Annotated in this window: 17 protein-coding genes; 7 read left to right on the plus strand and 10 right to left on the minus strand. The window is 67.9% G+C overall.

Annotated elements, in window-relative coordinates; translation table 11 throughout:
• Position 1: 1 nt before the first annotated feature.
• The 5 genes from OVA02_RS11990 to OVA02_RS12010 all read right to left on the minus strand — a co-directional run bounded on the left by OVA02_RS11990 (position 2) and on the right by OVA02_RS12010 (position 3444).
• A complete protein-coding gene (locus OVA02_RS11990; protein WP_267658553.1) occupies positions 2-844 on the minus strand; it encodes a M56 family metallopeptidase in 843 nt (280 codons plus the stop codon).
• A 50-nt stretch (positions 845-894) separates the two neighbouring features.
• Positions 895-1275, minus strand: a complete 381-nt coding sequence (locus OVA02_RS11995) for a BlaI/MecI/CopY family transcriptional regulator (RefSeq protein ID WP_267658554.1) — start codon at positions 1273-1275, stop codon at positions 895-897.
• 63 nt (positions 1276-1338) lie between these two features.
• Positions 1339-2220, minus strand: coding sequence for a DsbA family protein (locus OVA02_RS12000; protein WP_267658555.1), 882 nt, complete (start codon positions 2218-2220; stop codon positions 1339-1341).
• A 189-nt stretch (positions 2221-2409) separates the two neighbouring features.
• Positions 2410-2922 carry a hypothetical protein gene (locus OVA02_RS12005; protein ID WP_267658556.1) on the minus strand — a complete coding sequence of 171 codons (513 nt, stop codon included), beginning with the start codon at positions 2920-2922 and terminating at the stop codon, positions 2410-2412.
• Between the two features lie 138 nt (positions 2923-3060).
• Entirely contained in the window at positions 3061-3444 is a 384-nt protein-coding gene (locus OVA02_RS12010) for a winged helix-turn-helix transcriptional regulator (RefSeq protein WP_267658557.1), read from the minus strand.
• A gap of 65 nt (positions 3445-3509) precedes the next feature.
• On the opposite strand from OVA02_RS12010, the gene OVA02_RS12015 reads away from it, so the two are divergent.
• Positions 3510-4358 (plus strand): SDR family oxidoreductase, encoded by an 849-nt coding sequence (locus tag OVA02_RS12015; protein WP_267658558.1) that lies wholly within the window; start codon positions 3510-3512, stop codon positions 4356-4358.
• Positions 4359-4431: 73 nt separating this feature from the next.
• Positions 4432-4917, plus strand: coding sequence for a GNAT family N-acetyltransferase (locus OVA02_RS12020; protein WP_267658559.1), 486 nt, complete (start codon positions 4432-4434; stop codon positions 4915-4917).
• Positions 4918-4994: 77 nt separating this feature from the next.
• On the opposite strand, the gene OVA02_RS12025 is transcribed toward OVA02_RS12020, so the two are convergent.
• Both OVA02_RS12025 and OVA02_RS12030 read right to left on the minus strand, forming a co-directional pair.
• The gene (locus tag OVA02_RS12025; RefSeq protein WP_267658560.1) at positions 4995-5663 is read right to left on the minus strand and encodes an HAD hydrolase-like protein; all 669 of its coding nucleotides are present in this window, start codon (positions 5661-5663) and stop codon (positions 4995-4997) included.
• Between the two features lie 69 nt (positions 5664-5732).
• Positions 5733-6752, minus strand: coding sequence for a GlxA family transcriptional regulator (locus OVA02_RS12030; RefSeq protein WP_324289740.1), 1020 nt, complete (start codon positions 6750-6752; stop codon positions 5733-5735).
• A 47-nt stretch (positions 6753-6799) separates the two neighbouring features.
• On the opposite strand from OVA02_RS12030, the gene OVA02_RS12035 reads away from it, so the two are divergent.
• The gene (locus OVA02_RS12035; RefSeq protein ID WP_267658561.1) at positions 6800-7435 is read left to right on the plus strand and encodes an isochorismatase family protein; all 636 of its coding nucleotides are present in this window, start codon (positions 6800-6802) and stop codon (positions 7433-7435) included.
• 131 nt (positions 7436-7566) lie between these two features.
• On the opposite strand, the gene OVA02_RS12040 is transcribed toward OVA02_RS12035, so the two are convergent.
• Both OVA02_RS12040 and OVA02_RS12045 read right to left on the minus strand, forming a co-directional pair.
• On the minus strand, positions 7567-8064 hold the full coding sequence (locus OVA02_RS12040) for a helix-turn-helix transcriptional regulator (RefSeq protein ID WP_267658562.1): 498 nt from the start codon (positions 8062-8064) through the stop codon (positions 7567-7569).
• Between the two features lie 165 nt (positions 8065-8229).
• The gene (locus tag OVA02_RS12045; protein WP_267658563.1) at positions 8230-10251 is read right to left on the minus strand and encodes a serine hydrolase domain-containing protein; all 2022 of its coding nucleotides are present in this window, start codon (positions 10249-10251) and stop codon (positions 8230-8232) included.
• Between the two features lie 266 nt (positions 10252-10517).
• On the opposite strand from OVA02_RS12045, the gene OVA02_RS12050 reads away from it, so the two are divergent.
• Positions 10518-11093, plus strand: coding sequence for a VanZ family protein (locus OVA02_RS12050; RefSeq protein ID WP_267658564.1), 576 nt, complete (start codon positions 10518-10520; stop codon positions 11091-11093).
• 111 nt (positions 11094-11204) lie between these two features.
• Here OVA02_RS12050 and OVA02_RS12055 read toward each other — a convergent pair whose 3' ends face one another.
• Positions 11205-11603 (minus strand): hypothetical protein, encoded by a 399-nt coding sequence (locus tag OVA02_RS12055; protein ID WP_267658565.1) that lies wholly within the window; start codon positions 11601-11603, stop codon positions 11205-11207.
• 146 nt (positions 11604-11749) lie between these two features.
• Between OVA02_RS12055 and OVA02_RS18155 the strand changes: the two genes are divergently transcribed.
• From OVA02_RS18155 to OVA02_RS12065, 3 genes are all read left to right on the plus strand, one after another.
• A complete protein-coding gene (locus tag OVA02_RS18155) occupies positions 11750-12013 on the plus strand; it encodes a DUF3515 family protein (protein WP_420709657.1) in 264 nt (87 codons plus the stop codon).
• Positions 12014-13595: 1582 nt separating this feature from the next.
• Positions 13596-13865, plus strand: coding sequence for a hypothetical protein (locus OVA02_RS12060; protein ID WP_267658566.1), 270 nt, complete (start codon positions 13596-13598; stop codon positions 13863-13865).
• A 366-nt stretch (positions 13866-14231) separates the two neighbouring features.
• On the plus strand, positions 14232-14933 hold the full coding sequence (locus tag OVA02_RS12065; RefSeq protein ID WP_267658567.1) for a GH25 family lysozyme: 702 nt from the start codon (positions 14232-14234) through the stop codon (positions 14931-14933).
• Positions 14934-15307: the final 374 nt, after the last annotated feature.

Genomic DNA, 15307 nt, shown 5'->3' on the forward strand with positions numbered 1-15307 from the left:
GTCAGCCCTGCATGCGTACCGCCAGCAGAGACCGCCGGCGGGAGGGTGCGTGCCGGTTGCTGGCGTCCACGAGGCGACGAGCGCGGAGCGTCAACGACTCGTCCTCGGCCAGGTGCGCCATCTTGACCAGCGCGTTGGCGGTGTGTACGGCTCCCAGGCGCCGCGCGGCCGCGTCGTCGGCGATGAGCTCGACGAGCATCCTGGTGGTGCGCTCGAGGTGACGGGCTCCAGCCAGGCCCGGAGTGCATGCCCTGTTGAGCTGCGCGAGCTGCGCGATCACGCCGTGGTGTTGCCGCAGATGCGTCCGCTCGTGCTCGACGACCGCCGCCATTTCGACAGCGGTCAGAGCCCTCTCAAGCGCCGTCGTGACGAGCACGCGGTTGCTCGGGGCCGGGATGCTCATCGCGAAGGCGCGGTCGAAGGGCACCACGGTCACGTCCACCCCTCGCACCCGTGTGCTCGGGTGGCAGGCAGCCACCAGCGCCATCTGCTGATGCAGGGCCCGGTCCGTCGCCGCGAGCGGTTCGAAGCGCGTCGTGACGAGCGCCACCAGCCCCCCGACGGCGACGAGGCCACCCCAACCGACCACGACGAGGACCGTCGACGCGAACCAACCGCCCATCGGGTCCGACGGGGCCTCCCGAGAGAACGCGACCGCTGCCATCGAGTTGACGAGCCCGAGAGCAGCCGCGGCGATGCCGCCGAGGAACGCGGTGTACCAGGAGGCGAGGGCCAGCCGCGGGAAGCGGAACCGCCAGCGGCCATGGGCCAGTACGAGAGGTGCACCGACGATCAGCACGAGCGACGCCCCGATGCAGGCGAGAACGGTGACGGCGACCGCCATCTAGATCACCCCGCCCGAGGTGAGTCGGCCGGGGGTCAGCCGGCCAGGGGTCAGTCGGCCTCGAGCGCCGCCCGTAGCGCCTCGACGTCGCGAGGGTCGAGCTGCCCGGCGAAGCGCAGCAGCGCTGCGCTGCGGTCGCTGCTCGCGACGAGCGCGGAGACCATCGTGCTCGCCGCAGACTCCGACTCCGATTGTGCCGCCGAGAAGACGAATCCGCCGCCCCCCGCGGGTGCCTTGACGACGGACCCCTTCTTGTGGAGCCGATCGAGGATCGTGAGCACGGTCGTGATGGCCGGCGTCGCGTCGAGCCCGAAGGTCGCCTGGACCTCTTTCGCTGAGGCGGGCGCGCCCGCACGCCAGAGGGCTCGCATGACCTCGTTCTCGAGCTCGCCGCGAGAACGCTTGGCGGGAGTGTCGGACTTGTCGGTCATCGCTCGATCCTATCCGGGCGTCGGCTCCCCCGAGAATCACGACGGCCCGGGGTTCCGCGGAACTCACGGCGCCTCCGTGCCCGTCGCCCCACCCGACACCTGCGCCACGAACTGCGCGAACGCGGCGGCGTCGGTCGGCGAGCCCTGGTACTGCTGGCCGTTGACCAGCACGGTCGGCGTTGCGGACACCGCGGCGAGGTCGGAGTTCGGTACCGGGTCGTTCAGCGCGCGCTCGGTCGCGGATGCCACCCAGTCGGTGAACTGCCCGTCGGTGATGCAGGAGGCGACGTCAGGGTCGTCGGCACCGGCGCCCGCCACCAGCGTGGTCAGCTCGTCGTTCGTCAGGCCAGTGGTGTTCTCGGCCGGCTGCTGGGCGAACAGGGCGGTGTTGACGTCGAGCGCCGTGTCGGGCTGGTAGTTCGCGACGCAGGCCAGGGCGTTCGCCGATCGGGTCGAGTACTTCGACCCGAGGCTCGCATTGTCGAGGAACCCGAGGGGGTGGATCTCGAGGTCGGCCGCGCCCTGGGTGACCCAGGTCTCTAGCTGCTCGGCGTTGGTCGTGTCGAACTGGCCGCAGTAGGGGCACATGTAGTCGAGGTAGACGACGATGCTCGGCTTCTCGGCCGTGCCCGGCGCCGAGGGCGTGGGGGAGCCGTCGGCAGGCGTGGCGTCCGTCGACACGGCGGAGACGGTCGTGCCGTCTCCCGAGAGCACGATCCCGTCGCTCGCCATGTTCAGGGGGCCGGGGCCCGCGGGTGCGATCGACCGGGTGATCACCAGGGCCACGACGGCCAGCACCGCGAGGACGCCCACGACGAGGCCGCCCTGCAGGGCCCACTTGTTGCGGCGCCGCCGCTTGGCCTCCGCCTCCCGGGTAATGCGGGCCTTCTCGCGGGCCGACTCCCGTCGCTCGCGCTTGGTCTCAGAATTCTGTGTTGTCGACAAGATGACTCGTCTCGTTCTCGTCGGCACGGGGTGCCGGAGTGTCCATGGGGTCTCGTCCGGTCGCGGGGACGCAGACGGGCGCAGGCCGAGACGTCGTCCACGGCGAGGATGCGCGAGGAGCTTCGCCTGCGCGAACGCTTCGGCGAAGCACACGAGGCGCCTTCTCGGCGCATCGTGCATCAATTCGGATCAGGCGGGGAGCGGCGGCCCTCGGAGGGGTTGGGCGGGCGCCGCGGCGCGGAGCGCATGGGGGACGATCCGTGCGACTCGCGGCACGAGGTGCCGCACGATCTGCGGTGCTGTGGTCGCCGCGATCCCCGAGACCGTAATCACGGTGAGGAGTACCTGGTCCGCCAGCCCGACGGCAGCGCGGACAGCGCTCTCGCCACGCCAGAGACCGACGACGGTGACGAGCGCAGCCGCGGCATGCGCGATCCACATGGCGCCGCCGTGGTGCATGGCCGGCATCGTGCCCGACGACATCGATGTGTCGGCCGCGAGCACGAGGGCCTCGTGCGCATGGTGCCCGCCACCTGAGACGTCGACGCGAGCGACGCCTCCTCCGCCCAGGGAGAAAAGGAGGTGGAAAGCCGCCTGGGAGACGGCGACGACGATCGAGAGCCGGACGAGCGACGGCCCTCGTCCCGCCAGGGCGACGCCCAGCGGCAGCGAGAGTCCGATCGCGAGGACGACACCGAGCACGCCAGGAGAGGAACCCCCACCCGCGACGTGCGAGAACGCCGCCAGGGTCACCGCCGCCAGGGTCGCCGATGAGCCACGCGCCAGGCGTCCCCATCTCGACTGCACTGTGGCCGCCTCCCGCTCGTTCCGGCTCTCAGCCTAGATGGCCGACACCGCGCGCTGGTGGGCGTTCGTCGTCGAGGCGTCGTCCTCGGTGTCCGCGACGGCAGGGACGGCCAGGGCCCAGGCGTTCATCGACTCGAGCACGGGCCGGAGACCCAGGCCCGTCGGGGTCAGCTCGTAGACGACCCTCGGAGGGATCTCGGCGTACATAGTCCTGGTGACGAGGCCCGACGTTTCGAACTTGCGGAGGCGGTTCGTCAGGGTGTGAGCGCTGATGCCCGGCAGCGACTCCTTCAGCTCGGAGAACCGCGCCGGCCCCTCGAGCAAGTTCCGGACGATGAGGGTCGCCCAAGGGCCGTCGAGCAGGGTCAGGAACTTCGCGATGCCGCACTCGGGCCAGATATCCCCACAGAAAGCCATGAAAAATGAGCTTAGGCTATTAGTGCAGTTGACGTAACCGATGCACCAGGTGCACTAATGGTTTCATGACCTATCTCATCCACGGCGCCACGGGCGCCCAGGGCTCCCCCGTCGTTGCCGCGCTCACCAAGTCCGGCGCCTCCGTTGCCGCGGCTGTCCGCGACCCCTCCACCTACTCGGGAGACGGCACCGCCGTCGCCGTCGACCTCACCTCTGTCGCATCGCTGGCGGCCTCCTACGAGGGCGTGGACGGCGTCTTCGTCCACCTGCCGATCGGCACGGGTGAGCAGCAGCTCGCTCACGCCCGCAACATCGTCGCCGCCGTCGACAAGGCACGGCCCGCCCGGGTGGCCGTCTCCACCAGCGGCTATCCTGCCGAAGACGACGGCTCGGGCGAGAACCCCGTGGCCGCGCTGATCGCCGGGCTGACGGCGACCGGTGTCTCGGTCGCGATCGTCGCGCCGCGCCTCTTCCTCGAGAACCTCCTGCTTCCTCCCGTCACGGTCGTCGTCGAGAAGGACGGCGTGCTCCGGTACCCGATCCGTGAGGACTACGCCGTGTCGTGGAGTTCGCACCTCGACGTGGCGGACGTCGCCGCACGGCTGCTCACCGACTCGTCCGTCACCGGCGTCGTCGGGGTCGGGGCCCTTCCCGGACTGCGGGGAGCGGACCTCGCGGCCGGCTTCGCAGCGCAGCTCGGGCGCGAAGTGCACTTCGAGTCCCAGGAGCCCGACGACTTCGGGAGCCTGATCGAGCCGCTCTTCGGCAAGGCCGGCTCCGACCCGGTCGTCGACTCGTACCGCTCGCGCGCCACACAGGAGTCCGAGCTGATCGACCCGTCGACGAGCGCTCAGGAACGCCTCGGTCTCAGCCCTCGCTCCGTCGAGCAGTGGCTGATCGACCTGCAGGGCTGACGCTCAGTACGGTGGAGCGCCCCGCCTGCTGAACGACGGGATCACGATGGACGACACGTACACACTCCGCGCGATGAGCGGGGCGGACCTCCCTGCCGTGCTCTCGATCTACCAGCAAGGGATCGACGGAGGCGACGCGACGTTCGAGTCGGCACCCCCGACTGCTGGCGAGTTCGACGCCTCTCGGCTCGCCGAGCATCGGATCGTCGCGGCCTCAGCCTCCGGCCGCGTCGTCGGCTGGGCTGCTGTCTCACCCGTGTCTCGCCGGGCCGTCTACGGCGGCGTTGTCGAGCACTCGGTGTACGTCGACGCTGCCGCGCGGGGCCGGGGCGTCGTGCGAGCGTTGCTCCGAGCCCTCGTCGAGTCGACCGAAGCGTCCGGCATCTGGACCGTGCAGGGCGTGGTGTTTCCCGAGAACACGGCCAGCCTCGCGCTCCACGCCGAGCTGGGGTTCCGGGTGGTAGGTCGACGAGAGCGGATCGCCGCACCCCTGGCCGGGCCTCAGGCTGGGCGCTGGCGTGACACGATCCTCATCGAACGTCGATCTCCGCTCGTCTGACGAGGTCGTTGCCAGCTCCGGGGCGAGTCGCGACAGGTGCCCGCGGGCTTGCACGCAAGCCCGCGGGGCACGTGTCGTCACTGTGGGACGGACCCGCCCAGGACGAGGTCTCCTACTCGTCGAGGCGCGGCCGCCGTCATCCGTGCGCCCGCGCGGTGGAGCTCATCGGCAGTCCCGAAGCCGTAGAGCACGCCGATCACGTCGACGCCGTTCTCCAGGGCGGCTTCCACGTCGTGCTCGCGATCGCCGATCATCACTACCTGTTCCGGCGCAGCGCGTCTCGATTGCATCGCGCGGCGGAGCGTGACGACCTTGGCGACCACGTCGTCGGGAGCACGACCGTGCACCGTCGTGAAGGAGGAACGGAGTCCTGCCGTCTGCAAGGCACCCTCGGCGAATTCCTGGATCTTGGCCGTCACCACGCCGAGTTCGACCCCGGCAGCGAGCAGGCGCTCGAGGAGTTCGCCGACGCCCGGGTACGGACGGTACTGGGAGATCCCCGCGTCTGCGTAGTGCTCGCGGTAGTGCCCGACAGCTTCGGTCACAGCCGCCGCGTCGAACCCGTAGAGATCACGGAACGAGTGCTCCAGGGGCGGGCCGACGAATCGACGCAGAGCAAGGGGGTCGTTCTCGACGAAGCCCATCTGGGCCAGGGCGTGAGCTGCAGCGTCCGTGATGCCCGAGCCCGGGTCGCAGAGCGTTCCGTCGATGTCGAAGAGGGCTACGTCGTACCGCCGGTGTTGCATGTGGTCTCCTGACCTCGCGACGGGAAAGCACCTGTCGTCCCCTTTCTCGAGAAAGAGAGAGGCGGAACGTCAGACGACCGTCGCGAAGCGCTTGCGATAGCTCGACGGGGTGCTGCCGAAGGTGCTGACGAAATTCTGCCTCAAGGTCACGGCGTTGCCGAAGCCACATACTGCGGCGACTTGTTCGATGGGAAGCTCCGATGCCTCCAGGAGGCGTCGCGCCTCGTCGAGTCGGCGCGATCTGACCCACGCGGCGGGTGTGGACCCGGTGGCCGCCCGGAAGGCACGGATGAAGGTCCGTCGACTCTGGTGGGCGGCGGCAGCGAGCTTGTCGACCCCCAGATCGTCGCCGAGGTTCTGCAGTGCCCAGGCAGTCGCTCGCGCGATCGGATCGTCCGCCCCGTCCTGAGGAACCGGGCGCTCGATGAACTGCGCCTGGCCACCTTCGCGGTGAGGGGCGACGACCAGGCTCCTGGCGACCTTGTTCGCGGCCTCGGCGCCCAGGCGGGTCCGGACGATGTGCAGGCACGCGTCGATGCCCGAGGCTGTTCCTGCCGAAGTAATGACGTCCCCGTGATCGAGGTAGAGGACGTCGGGGTCAACATCGACCCGCGGGTGCTTTCGGTCGAGGGCGTCGATCGCATGCCAGTGCGTAACGGCGCGGCGACCGTCGAGGAGGCCGAGGTCCGCCACGGCGATGGCCCCGAGGCAAAGGCCTGCGATGGTGGCGCCGCGGTCGTGGGCTGCGAGCAGAGCTTGCCGGAGGATCGGTCTGGGTTCCCGGCCGTCCGCGATCCAGGAGGGCACGACGACGACGTCGGCGTCCGACGTGGCGTCGACTCCTTGCACGCCACGGATGGCGTAGCCCTCGGCCGTCCGGACCGACCCCGCTCGGTCGGCGAAGAGCACCGTTTCCCAGCCGGCGAGGCCCTGCCTCCTCACTTCGTCGAAAACCATCTGGGGAACGGCGAGATGGAACATCGTTACACCGTCGAACGCATGGATGGCGATCCTCACGATGCCCCTTCCTGTTGGCCTGGAATCATCGTAAGTGTGCACGCGTGCCAATGGCAGACGTTCTGTGAACACCGCAGGATCGTTGTCATCCCCCGAAGTTGATCTGTTAGGAGCACACCATGACCACGCCCGCTCGCGCCCTCGTCCTCGTCGACATCCAGCAGGAGTACTTCACCGGCCCGCTGGAGATCCAGTACCCCGCCCCGACGGATTCGCTCCCGCGGATCATCGCCGCCATCGATGCCGCCGAAGCGAACGGCATCCCCGTCGTCGTCGTCCAGCACACAGCCGGCGACGACGCCCCGGTGTTCAACCCCACCCTGCCCGGGTTCGCACTGCACCCCGAGATCGAGCAGCGCCGCACCCCCGCCTGGAAGGCCACCACGAAGCAGTACGGCTCCGTCTTCGCCGGGACCGACCTCGTCGAATGGCTTCGGGAGAACAGCGTCGACACTGTCACCCTCGTCGGCTACATGACCAACAACTGCATCATCGCCTCCGCTGCCCAGGCAGAGACCATCGGCATAGCCGCTGAGGTCCTCTCTGACGCGACCGGAGCCATCAGCATCAGCAACGACGCCGGCCACGTCGACGCGGAGACCGTCCACACGACCCTCATGGCCTTGTTGAACTCGAACTTCGCCGCCGTCGAGTCGACAAACGCCTGGATCACCGCACTGGCCGAGGGAGAAACACTCCCGAAGGACAACCTGCCCACCTCTGCGATGTCCGGTGCCGAACGCTTCCCTCGGTAACCCGGTAGGCGCTGCATGACCTGGCGGCGTGCCCCGACCGGGTTAAGCAGTCCTAGACCGAGTGCGTGTCTCGAACGACTGCCTAGCTTGACGGACTGGTCCGCGAAGCGATTCCCTACTCAGACGCCGTGCTACCTGCTCGTCGACTCGTCCGTGCCAGCACGCGACAGAGGGTAGGCACGGTCCAGGCAGGGGCTGAGGATGACGAAGAACAAGAACGCCGACAGCAGCCACCCGGCGACCCAGTAGGCCGGGATCGAGAAGATGGCGACGTTCGGCACGACATCGGTGGCGACTGCGACGACTACGGCGATCGTGACGAGCACGCCCACCCCGTAATACAGCGCCCGGAAGCCTTCCTCGACACGGCCCCGCCGTTCCTGCTGGCGCGTGGTCCGCTCGTCGAGGGCAGTGACTGAGCGGCCGTAGTCGTCCTCGGAGACGGCGACGAAGAGATCGCGGACCGGCACACCGAACGCCGTCGCCACCCGCGAGAGAGTGTCGAGGCTCCCGTCGTTGCCGGCCTCGAGCCTCTGGACGGTGCGGACGGTGACGCCGCTCTCATCTGCCAAGCGTTCCTGGGTCCAGCCCATCTGGGTCCGGAGTTCGCTGATCCGTGTCTCGTTCATGCACCTCACACTAAGAACGACCCGTCCAGAGGTCCACGACACGGACCCGACACCTCCACGACAGAGCTCACGGTGGGGCCACGAACACGCTGCAGGTCACCTCCGGTCGGCGGCGCGGGGACATGCAGCGATCCGCGGGCCTGCGGCGGTCGGTTCGGCCGCCCCTCAGTAGGAGATGTCGGGGAGCAGCAGGCCACCGGTCGCAGCGACGTACCCGAGCCCCGCGAACGCGAGGACCAGCAACGCCCGACCGGCGACGGCGACGACCTTCCGGAGGCGCGGGGGCGCCCCGCCCCCAGCAGCCCGCTCAGCAGGCGCGCGCCTCACCCGACCGACGAGCACGACCACCGCAGGCAGCACCCCGGCCACGGTGACGGCCGTGAGGACCTGCGCCGTCCGCAGCACGAACGCAGCAGGCGGTCCGGCGTCGCTGAGGAGGGCGGACGCGACCGTGGCCCAGAGCACGCCGGCGACCACGAGCGCCAGCAGGGCGACGGCGACCCCAACTCGACCGATGGTCTCTGCACGCGACTCGACGGACCCCGTCACGCGCCTCCCGGACCAGACCCGGCGGACGGCCCTGACGATGGTGCCCACCAAGGCGAGCACCAGCACGGCCAGGGACACGACGAGGACGAGGGGCAATACCTGCCGCGTCGCCGGCATCAGCTGGAGCGTGAAGGCGGGGTTGAGCCCGATGGCCTGGACGGCACCATCGACCTGGTCGACGGCGACCCTGCGGTCGCCGTCGACCTCCTGCCAGACCCACGGCTCGACCTCCACCAGCTCGACCGGCGCCCCCGAGGTGTCCGTGAGAGCCGAGATGAGGACGGAGTCGCCGGTACCTCGGGAGATGTCGACAGGTGACATGGCGTAGAAGAGCCGGACGAAGGTCGACTCCGCACGCCTCGACACCTGGTAGCTGCCCACCAAGGCGTCCGCGTGCTCACCGGCAGTCTCCGTGGCGGTCACGGCCGCCCCCTCCGCGGCGTAGGACGGGAACCACCGGTCGGCGAAGCCGTCCACCAGGGCTTCGCGCACGGCCGTCGTGGCGTCGCCCCGAGCGCCCGTGCTGTTGAGGGAGACGTAGATGCCTGCGTCGTCGTCGGGCCAGAGATCCATCTGGGCGTGGAAGGCCGTGAGGTCGCCGCCGTGCCCGAGGACGCGGCGACCGTTGCGGTCCTCCTCGAAGAGGCCGAGCGTCATGCGAGGCCCGGCAGCGAGCCCGCCGAGGTCGTCACCATCGAGGGCAGGTGCGTGCATCTCCTCGAGGGCCTCCGGCCCGAGCATGCCGGCGGCGTGCCCGAGCTGGGCGAGCATGAACGCACTCATGTCCGATGCCGTGGCTGAGACCGCGCCGGCGGGTGCCGGGGAGACGATCTCGAAAGGCACCGCCGCCGCCCCAGCAGCGTCCCAGCCCCCGGAGACCACGGCAGCGTCGCCCGAGGAGAGGGGCTGGTCGAGCGTCGCGGACACCATGCCTGCGGGGTCGAAGACCCGCTCCTGGACGAGTTCAGCCCACGGGCGTCCGGTGGCCCGCTCGGCGACGTACGCCGCGACTCCGTTCGACCAGTTCGAGTAGGCGGGGGTCGTGCCGGGCTCGTAGATCTGCTCGGGCGGCTCGACGGCCACGGCGTCCCGCAGCGTCGTCGGCCCCTGCCCAGGCCCTGCGATGACCCCGGTCAACTTGTCCTCGAAGCCCGCGGTGTGGCCCAGCAAGTGACGGAGGGTCACCGGACGGTCGAACGCGCGGGGCAGCACGACGTCGAGGCGGCCCTGGACGGGCTCATCGAGATCGAGGACGCCCTCCTCGACGAGCGACATGACAACGGTCGCGGTGACGACCTTCGAGATCGACCCAATCCGGAAGAGCGTGCGGTCGGGGTCGACGGGACGTCGGGCCGCCCGCTCGTCACCGAGATCGGACCAGCCCCAGCCCCGTTCGGTGACGACCTCTCCCTCGGCGACGATCGAGACGGTCGCACCGACGATGCCTTCCCGCTCGAGGGCGGCCGGGACGAACCCGTCGAGCCAAGCATCCGCCTCGGCGGTCGTCAGCTCGGACGCGCTTCTCCCGAGGCCCGGGACGACGGAGGCGCGAGGCGCGGTGGCACAGGAGGCCACGAGCAGGCAGGCCAGCAGCGTCGAGACCACGCCTCCTGCGGTCCTGAGGAGGGCGTTCGTCACGGGCGTCCTCCTGGGGCGCGAGCGAGGGCGGACCGAGCGTCACACCTCGACGACCATATCGGTCCGCGGCGGAGCCTCAGGTACTGGATCCTCGACGAACGGCCTTGCCGATCCGAGCAAGACACCGCGACGGGAAAATCCGAGAGGTCCAGGGCGTCCCGCGGGACGATCCCTTACCGAAAGTAAACGGTAGCTCGCGGCGCTCCTAGGCGTCGCACGGCCCGTTCTCCTGATCCAGTTTTTGAATGGCAGCTACTGTCGGTCGGGTGTCTCATAACCCGTTCGGGGAAGTCCGTCCTCTGCCTGTTGCCCTCGTGATCGGTGTCATTGTCTTTGCCGTCCAGCTGGTGCTCCTGCGCCGGAGTAGACGATTCACGTGGCCCCGTACCACCGTTGCGGCCGCGATCGCTGTGTACGCCGCCGGGATCTTCGCGAACACTGTTCTCCCGATCTACCTCAACCCACCCCCGCGGGTGGAGCCGTGGACACCGCGGCTCGCGCTGATCCCGTTCTATGACTACGAGGTCATGGACGCCGTCACCAATGTCATTGTGTTCGCCCCGCTGGGCATCTTGATTCCACTTCTGATGCGCCGTCCTTCGTGGTTGAAGGTGCTGCTCACCGCCGCCGCTGTCAGCCTCTCGATTGAACTTCTCCAGATCGTGACGGACGGGTTGTTCGGCGGCGGCCACATCGCGGACGCCAACGACTTCCTCTGGAACACCGTCGGTGGCGCCGTTGGCTACGCAATCTTCGTTCTGGTGTCACACACTCCGGGCCTGTCCCGCCTCGTGGATGTGTTCCGCGGGCACCCGACCACAACGGCAGTCCACACCGTCTGAGCAGAGAGAAAGCGGATCGGAAGCACCCGCAGAGCGGGCGCTTCCGTGTCCCACTAAACCATCCCCTATCGGGCGGCTGTCGAACTATTGAACGACGCATGCCGCTTCGGTCTACGTGAAGAGCGCGAGGGGCAGCGACACCACGAAACACACGGGCGGCACGATGGCGACGCCGCCACAGACTCCTGCCCACCGGCCAGCGCGGCCGCCCAGCGCTCCGGCGATGAGTGCGAGCACGATCGACGCGACCAGGAGGAGCGGCACGGCGAACCACAACATGGTGGTCCAGTCTGCGGCTGAGAACCACAGCCACGAACCCTCGGCGCAGGCCGTGACGAAGCAGAGGATGAGGGTCAGCGGGGCGAGCAACCGAGCCCGACCAGCCGGTTCGGTCTCGGGGGAGGGGCCGCCGCCCAGACGGGGTGGCGGGTCGATGAGGGGGTCGCGGTGGGGCAGCGCTGCCACTTCGGCCTCGGCCCGGCGGAGCAGTTCTCGGTCGGCCTCGTCCATGTCCTGACCCTAGCGATGGCACGACCACTTAAGGGCACGAGCACCCTCCGAATGGGCTCGCATTCTCGATGATCCGAGTTGAGAGTGCGTCCGGTGCCCGATCGCTGACGGGCCCGAGCTACGTTCTCGTCATGAGAATCACGCGCATGCGACTGGTAGTTGCTGTCGCGTCAGCATCTGTCGTCACGGCATTGTTGGCAGGGTGCGTAGCAGCGGTCCCCATGAGCCCTGCCGCCGATGCCAACTCGGTTGACTGCGCGCAGGTCACCGTGCATTTCCCCGAGTCCATCGGTGAGACCGAAACGCGACGCGAGACAGACGCCCAAGCCACTGGCGCCTGGGGAGTGGCTACGTCCGTCCTGCTTCGCTGCGGTGCCACAGAACCAGGCCCAACAGATCTGCCTTGCTAGACGATTCAGGGGGTCGACTGGATCGTCGATTCACCGAAAGACGACCCCGAAAGCGCCATCTTGACCGCCTATGGCCGCTCCCCCGCGGTGGAGGTCATCTTCGACACAACGAAACTGACAGGAGCGAGCGTCATGGGAGACCTCGCTGATGCTGTCGGATATCTCCCAACAAATGGACGAGCTTGCACGAGCGCCGAAGATTTGCCCTCCTGACTGGGCGTAGCGATCGAGGAGCCCCCGATCGGGCACGGGTCACCCGCAGAGGGGGCTCATTTCTGATGCTGCACACACCTCTGAGGGCCGGCCGCCCGCGCTGAAGCACCTGATTCTGGGGATACTCGTGCCGTAGGCAGGCCCTAACCTGCTGAGAAAGAGGAGTCGTCATGAGCGTTGCTTTGGAGCGTCCGACGCGCGCACACCGGTCGGACGGACGTGTCTTGGTCTTTACAGGAGCCCTGGTCGGCGCCGGAAGCGCGCTGATATTGCCCATTGTGTGGGTGGTCGCATGGGGCGCCGTTAGCGGACTGGACGGCGGCGGGATCGCTGAATGGATCTTGATTTCTCTCGTCTATGCGGTTCCTGCTGCCGTGGCCTTTGCCCTCCTCGGGGCTGTCGCCGGATTCATCAGCGCGTCGCTGTGGCGCCAACGTCACCGTTGGGGCAGCTTGAGAAGCCAGGTCCTAGCTGCGTCAGCCGCAGCGGCAGTCGTTGCAATCTCGGCGGGCATGGCTGTAGGCCTCCTCACCGGTACCGCTCTTTTCGGCGTAGTCATCGGTCTGATTGCCGCATCAGGTGCCGGCCTCACGGCGGGCCTGAGCTTGCGGCGATTGGCGCGACGAGAGGCACGGTCAGTTTGGTGACCGGTCGTCCAACGGGACATCTCCCGAAGGCTTGATGCGCAGCCAGGACGTTCATGTCGGTTACCCAGAGGGGGTCATGCGGGTTCCTCGAGCTATTGGGCGTCGCGAGCCTGTCGGTGCCGAGCGCGAGTCAGGATGACTGCGGCCGTGGCACAACCGACACATCCGGCAATTGCAGGAAGAAGGCTGGGCAACAGCAGCTCGGGCACGATGAGGATTCGAGTCAACAACCACGCGACGAGCCCAGCTGTAATAGACCCAGCGCAGACCCGGACGCGCCCCTGCCACCTGTCCGCACTCATCAGGCGCATGACGATAAGCCCCGCGCACGCAGCAACACCAGCGATGAGACAACCCGCGAGAGCACTGAGCACGACGCCCAACAAAGAAAAGGACGCGCTCTCACCGGCGAGACCGTCATTCACCGTTGCGATCAGCAAAAAGGCCAGGCTCCCGAGCACCGCACCGGACAACAGGGCCCCCTTAAGGACGCGATAAGCGCCACCAGCTCGCGAGCTTCCAACTCGCCCCTCAACCCCGCCCATGTCGCAACTCTACGAATGAACCAACAGTCGCGTGGCGACACGTTGTCGAGAAGAGGCGGACAGGGCCGACACCCCCGTTGGACGTCGTCTGGCTCATATGTCGCGTCCGCTGATTGTCCAGTGGCCGAGGTGTCTGCGGGCGGTTTACGCCGCTTCCAGGGCTGCTAGCTTTCGACCGTGACGACCACCCCGGCATGGCCTGGCCAAGCGAACGAATCGCGCGGCAACCCCTCCCTTAGAGCGGCTAGCAGCTCCTTTGCCGTGGCGTCGAGCATCGTGACACTCGTGGCCCTCGTCTCCTACTTCGCTCTCTACGCCACGATGTGGGCCCCTGTCGCTCTCTGGGACAACGAAGGCTGGCTCTTTCTGTACCCGATTTTCCTCGCAGCCTGGGTGCCCGTCGGCATCCTCTCCGCCACGTCCCTCGGCCTCGCCATCACCAGTTAGGTGCGGCACGAAGCACGGCGATCTCTGGCAATCGTGAGCCTTGCCGTGGCGGCACTATTACTGACTGCGTCCCTGCCGGCGCTCTGGTTCGGACCTGGCCCGCTCTAGACACGGGAGGTCGACCTATGGCGCGCAGCGTTTACAGCCTGAGCCCCCGCGCGTGCCCCTTAGTGACTCGTTGGACGATCCCCTATCGGGATAGGCAGCGGGTCGTTGGATGTGCCCGTTCGCGCTGCCCCCGTAGCCTTTTGTCCTATGGGGCCTGACGCGAATGAAAATGATGAGACCAGACGCGACGCCTCGGCCCGAACAAGCGCGGTTCCTGGACGACGGCGACGTCATCGCCGCCTCGTCCTCTCTGCCGCCGTGGTCGCCCTCGCGTTGCTCGTCATCGCCGCGCTGCTCTTCTTGGGCACCCTCTGGCCTACCCGCACAGCGGCCCTCCGGTACCCCGTGCAGGGCGTCGACGTATCCGCCTACCAGGGCACGATCGACTGGGGCGTCCTGGCCGAGGAAAACATCGACTTCGCGTGGATCAAAGCGACGGAAGGCTCGAGCTACCAAGACCCCCGGTTCGAGGACAACTGGGCCGACGCTCACGACACCGACCTACTCGTCGGCGCCTACCACTTCCTCAGCGTCGACAGCCCGGGAACCGACCAAGCAGCCAACGTCATAGCCACCATCTCCCGGAACCGGGGCGACCTGCCCGTCGTGGTCGACGTCGAGTGTTACGCCGAGTACTGCGAGACCCCTCCTTCGGCAGCCACAGTCAAGGAGGTGCTCGACCCGCTCCTGCTCGCCATCGAACAGCACTACGGCCGACCGGCCGTGCTGTACGCGACCCGCGACTGGTACGAGCGATACCTCGCAGATAGCTACCCCGACAACCCCATCTGGTTCCGCTCGGTCGTCACCTCACCGCATCTCACCGATGACCGCGACTGGACTTTTTGGCAGTGGTCCGCGCGCGAGCAGCTCGACGGATACAACGGCGATGAAGAGTTCATCGATATGAACGCCTTCAGAGGGAACCGCGAAGAACTGGAGTCGTTGCTGCTGCCCTGACACCGCGCCGTCGCGGGAGCACTGATGTCCGCAGCCGGACCCTATCGGGAGGGTGCTGGAGCAGCGTTAGTACCTGGTCCCCTCCGGAACGCGGCGACGACCAAGACGCTCAGACTGAGCACGGCCAGAAGGACCGCTACCCACAGGACGTGAGTCCACATGGTCCAGGTAGCCATGAGCTCGTGAGTCACTTCTCCGGAAGTCACGATCGTCGATCCGCAGGAGTAACGGGGCGGCCATGTCTCTTCGGAGAACGGACCGGTGTGACCGTTCATTCGGCAGTACTCGGTCGGATCGAGGAAAGGACCTCGCCCGATGCCGGCATCGGTGTGCAAGCGAAGGAGCCACAGGACAAGCGCTGAGGCTGAGAAAAT

The sequence above is a fragment of the Frigoribacterium sp. SL97 genome (assembly GCF_026625765.1).
Taxonomy (GTDB): Bacteria; Actinomycetota; Actinomycetes; order Actinomycetales; family Microbacteriaceae; genus Frigoribacterium.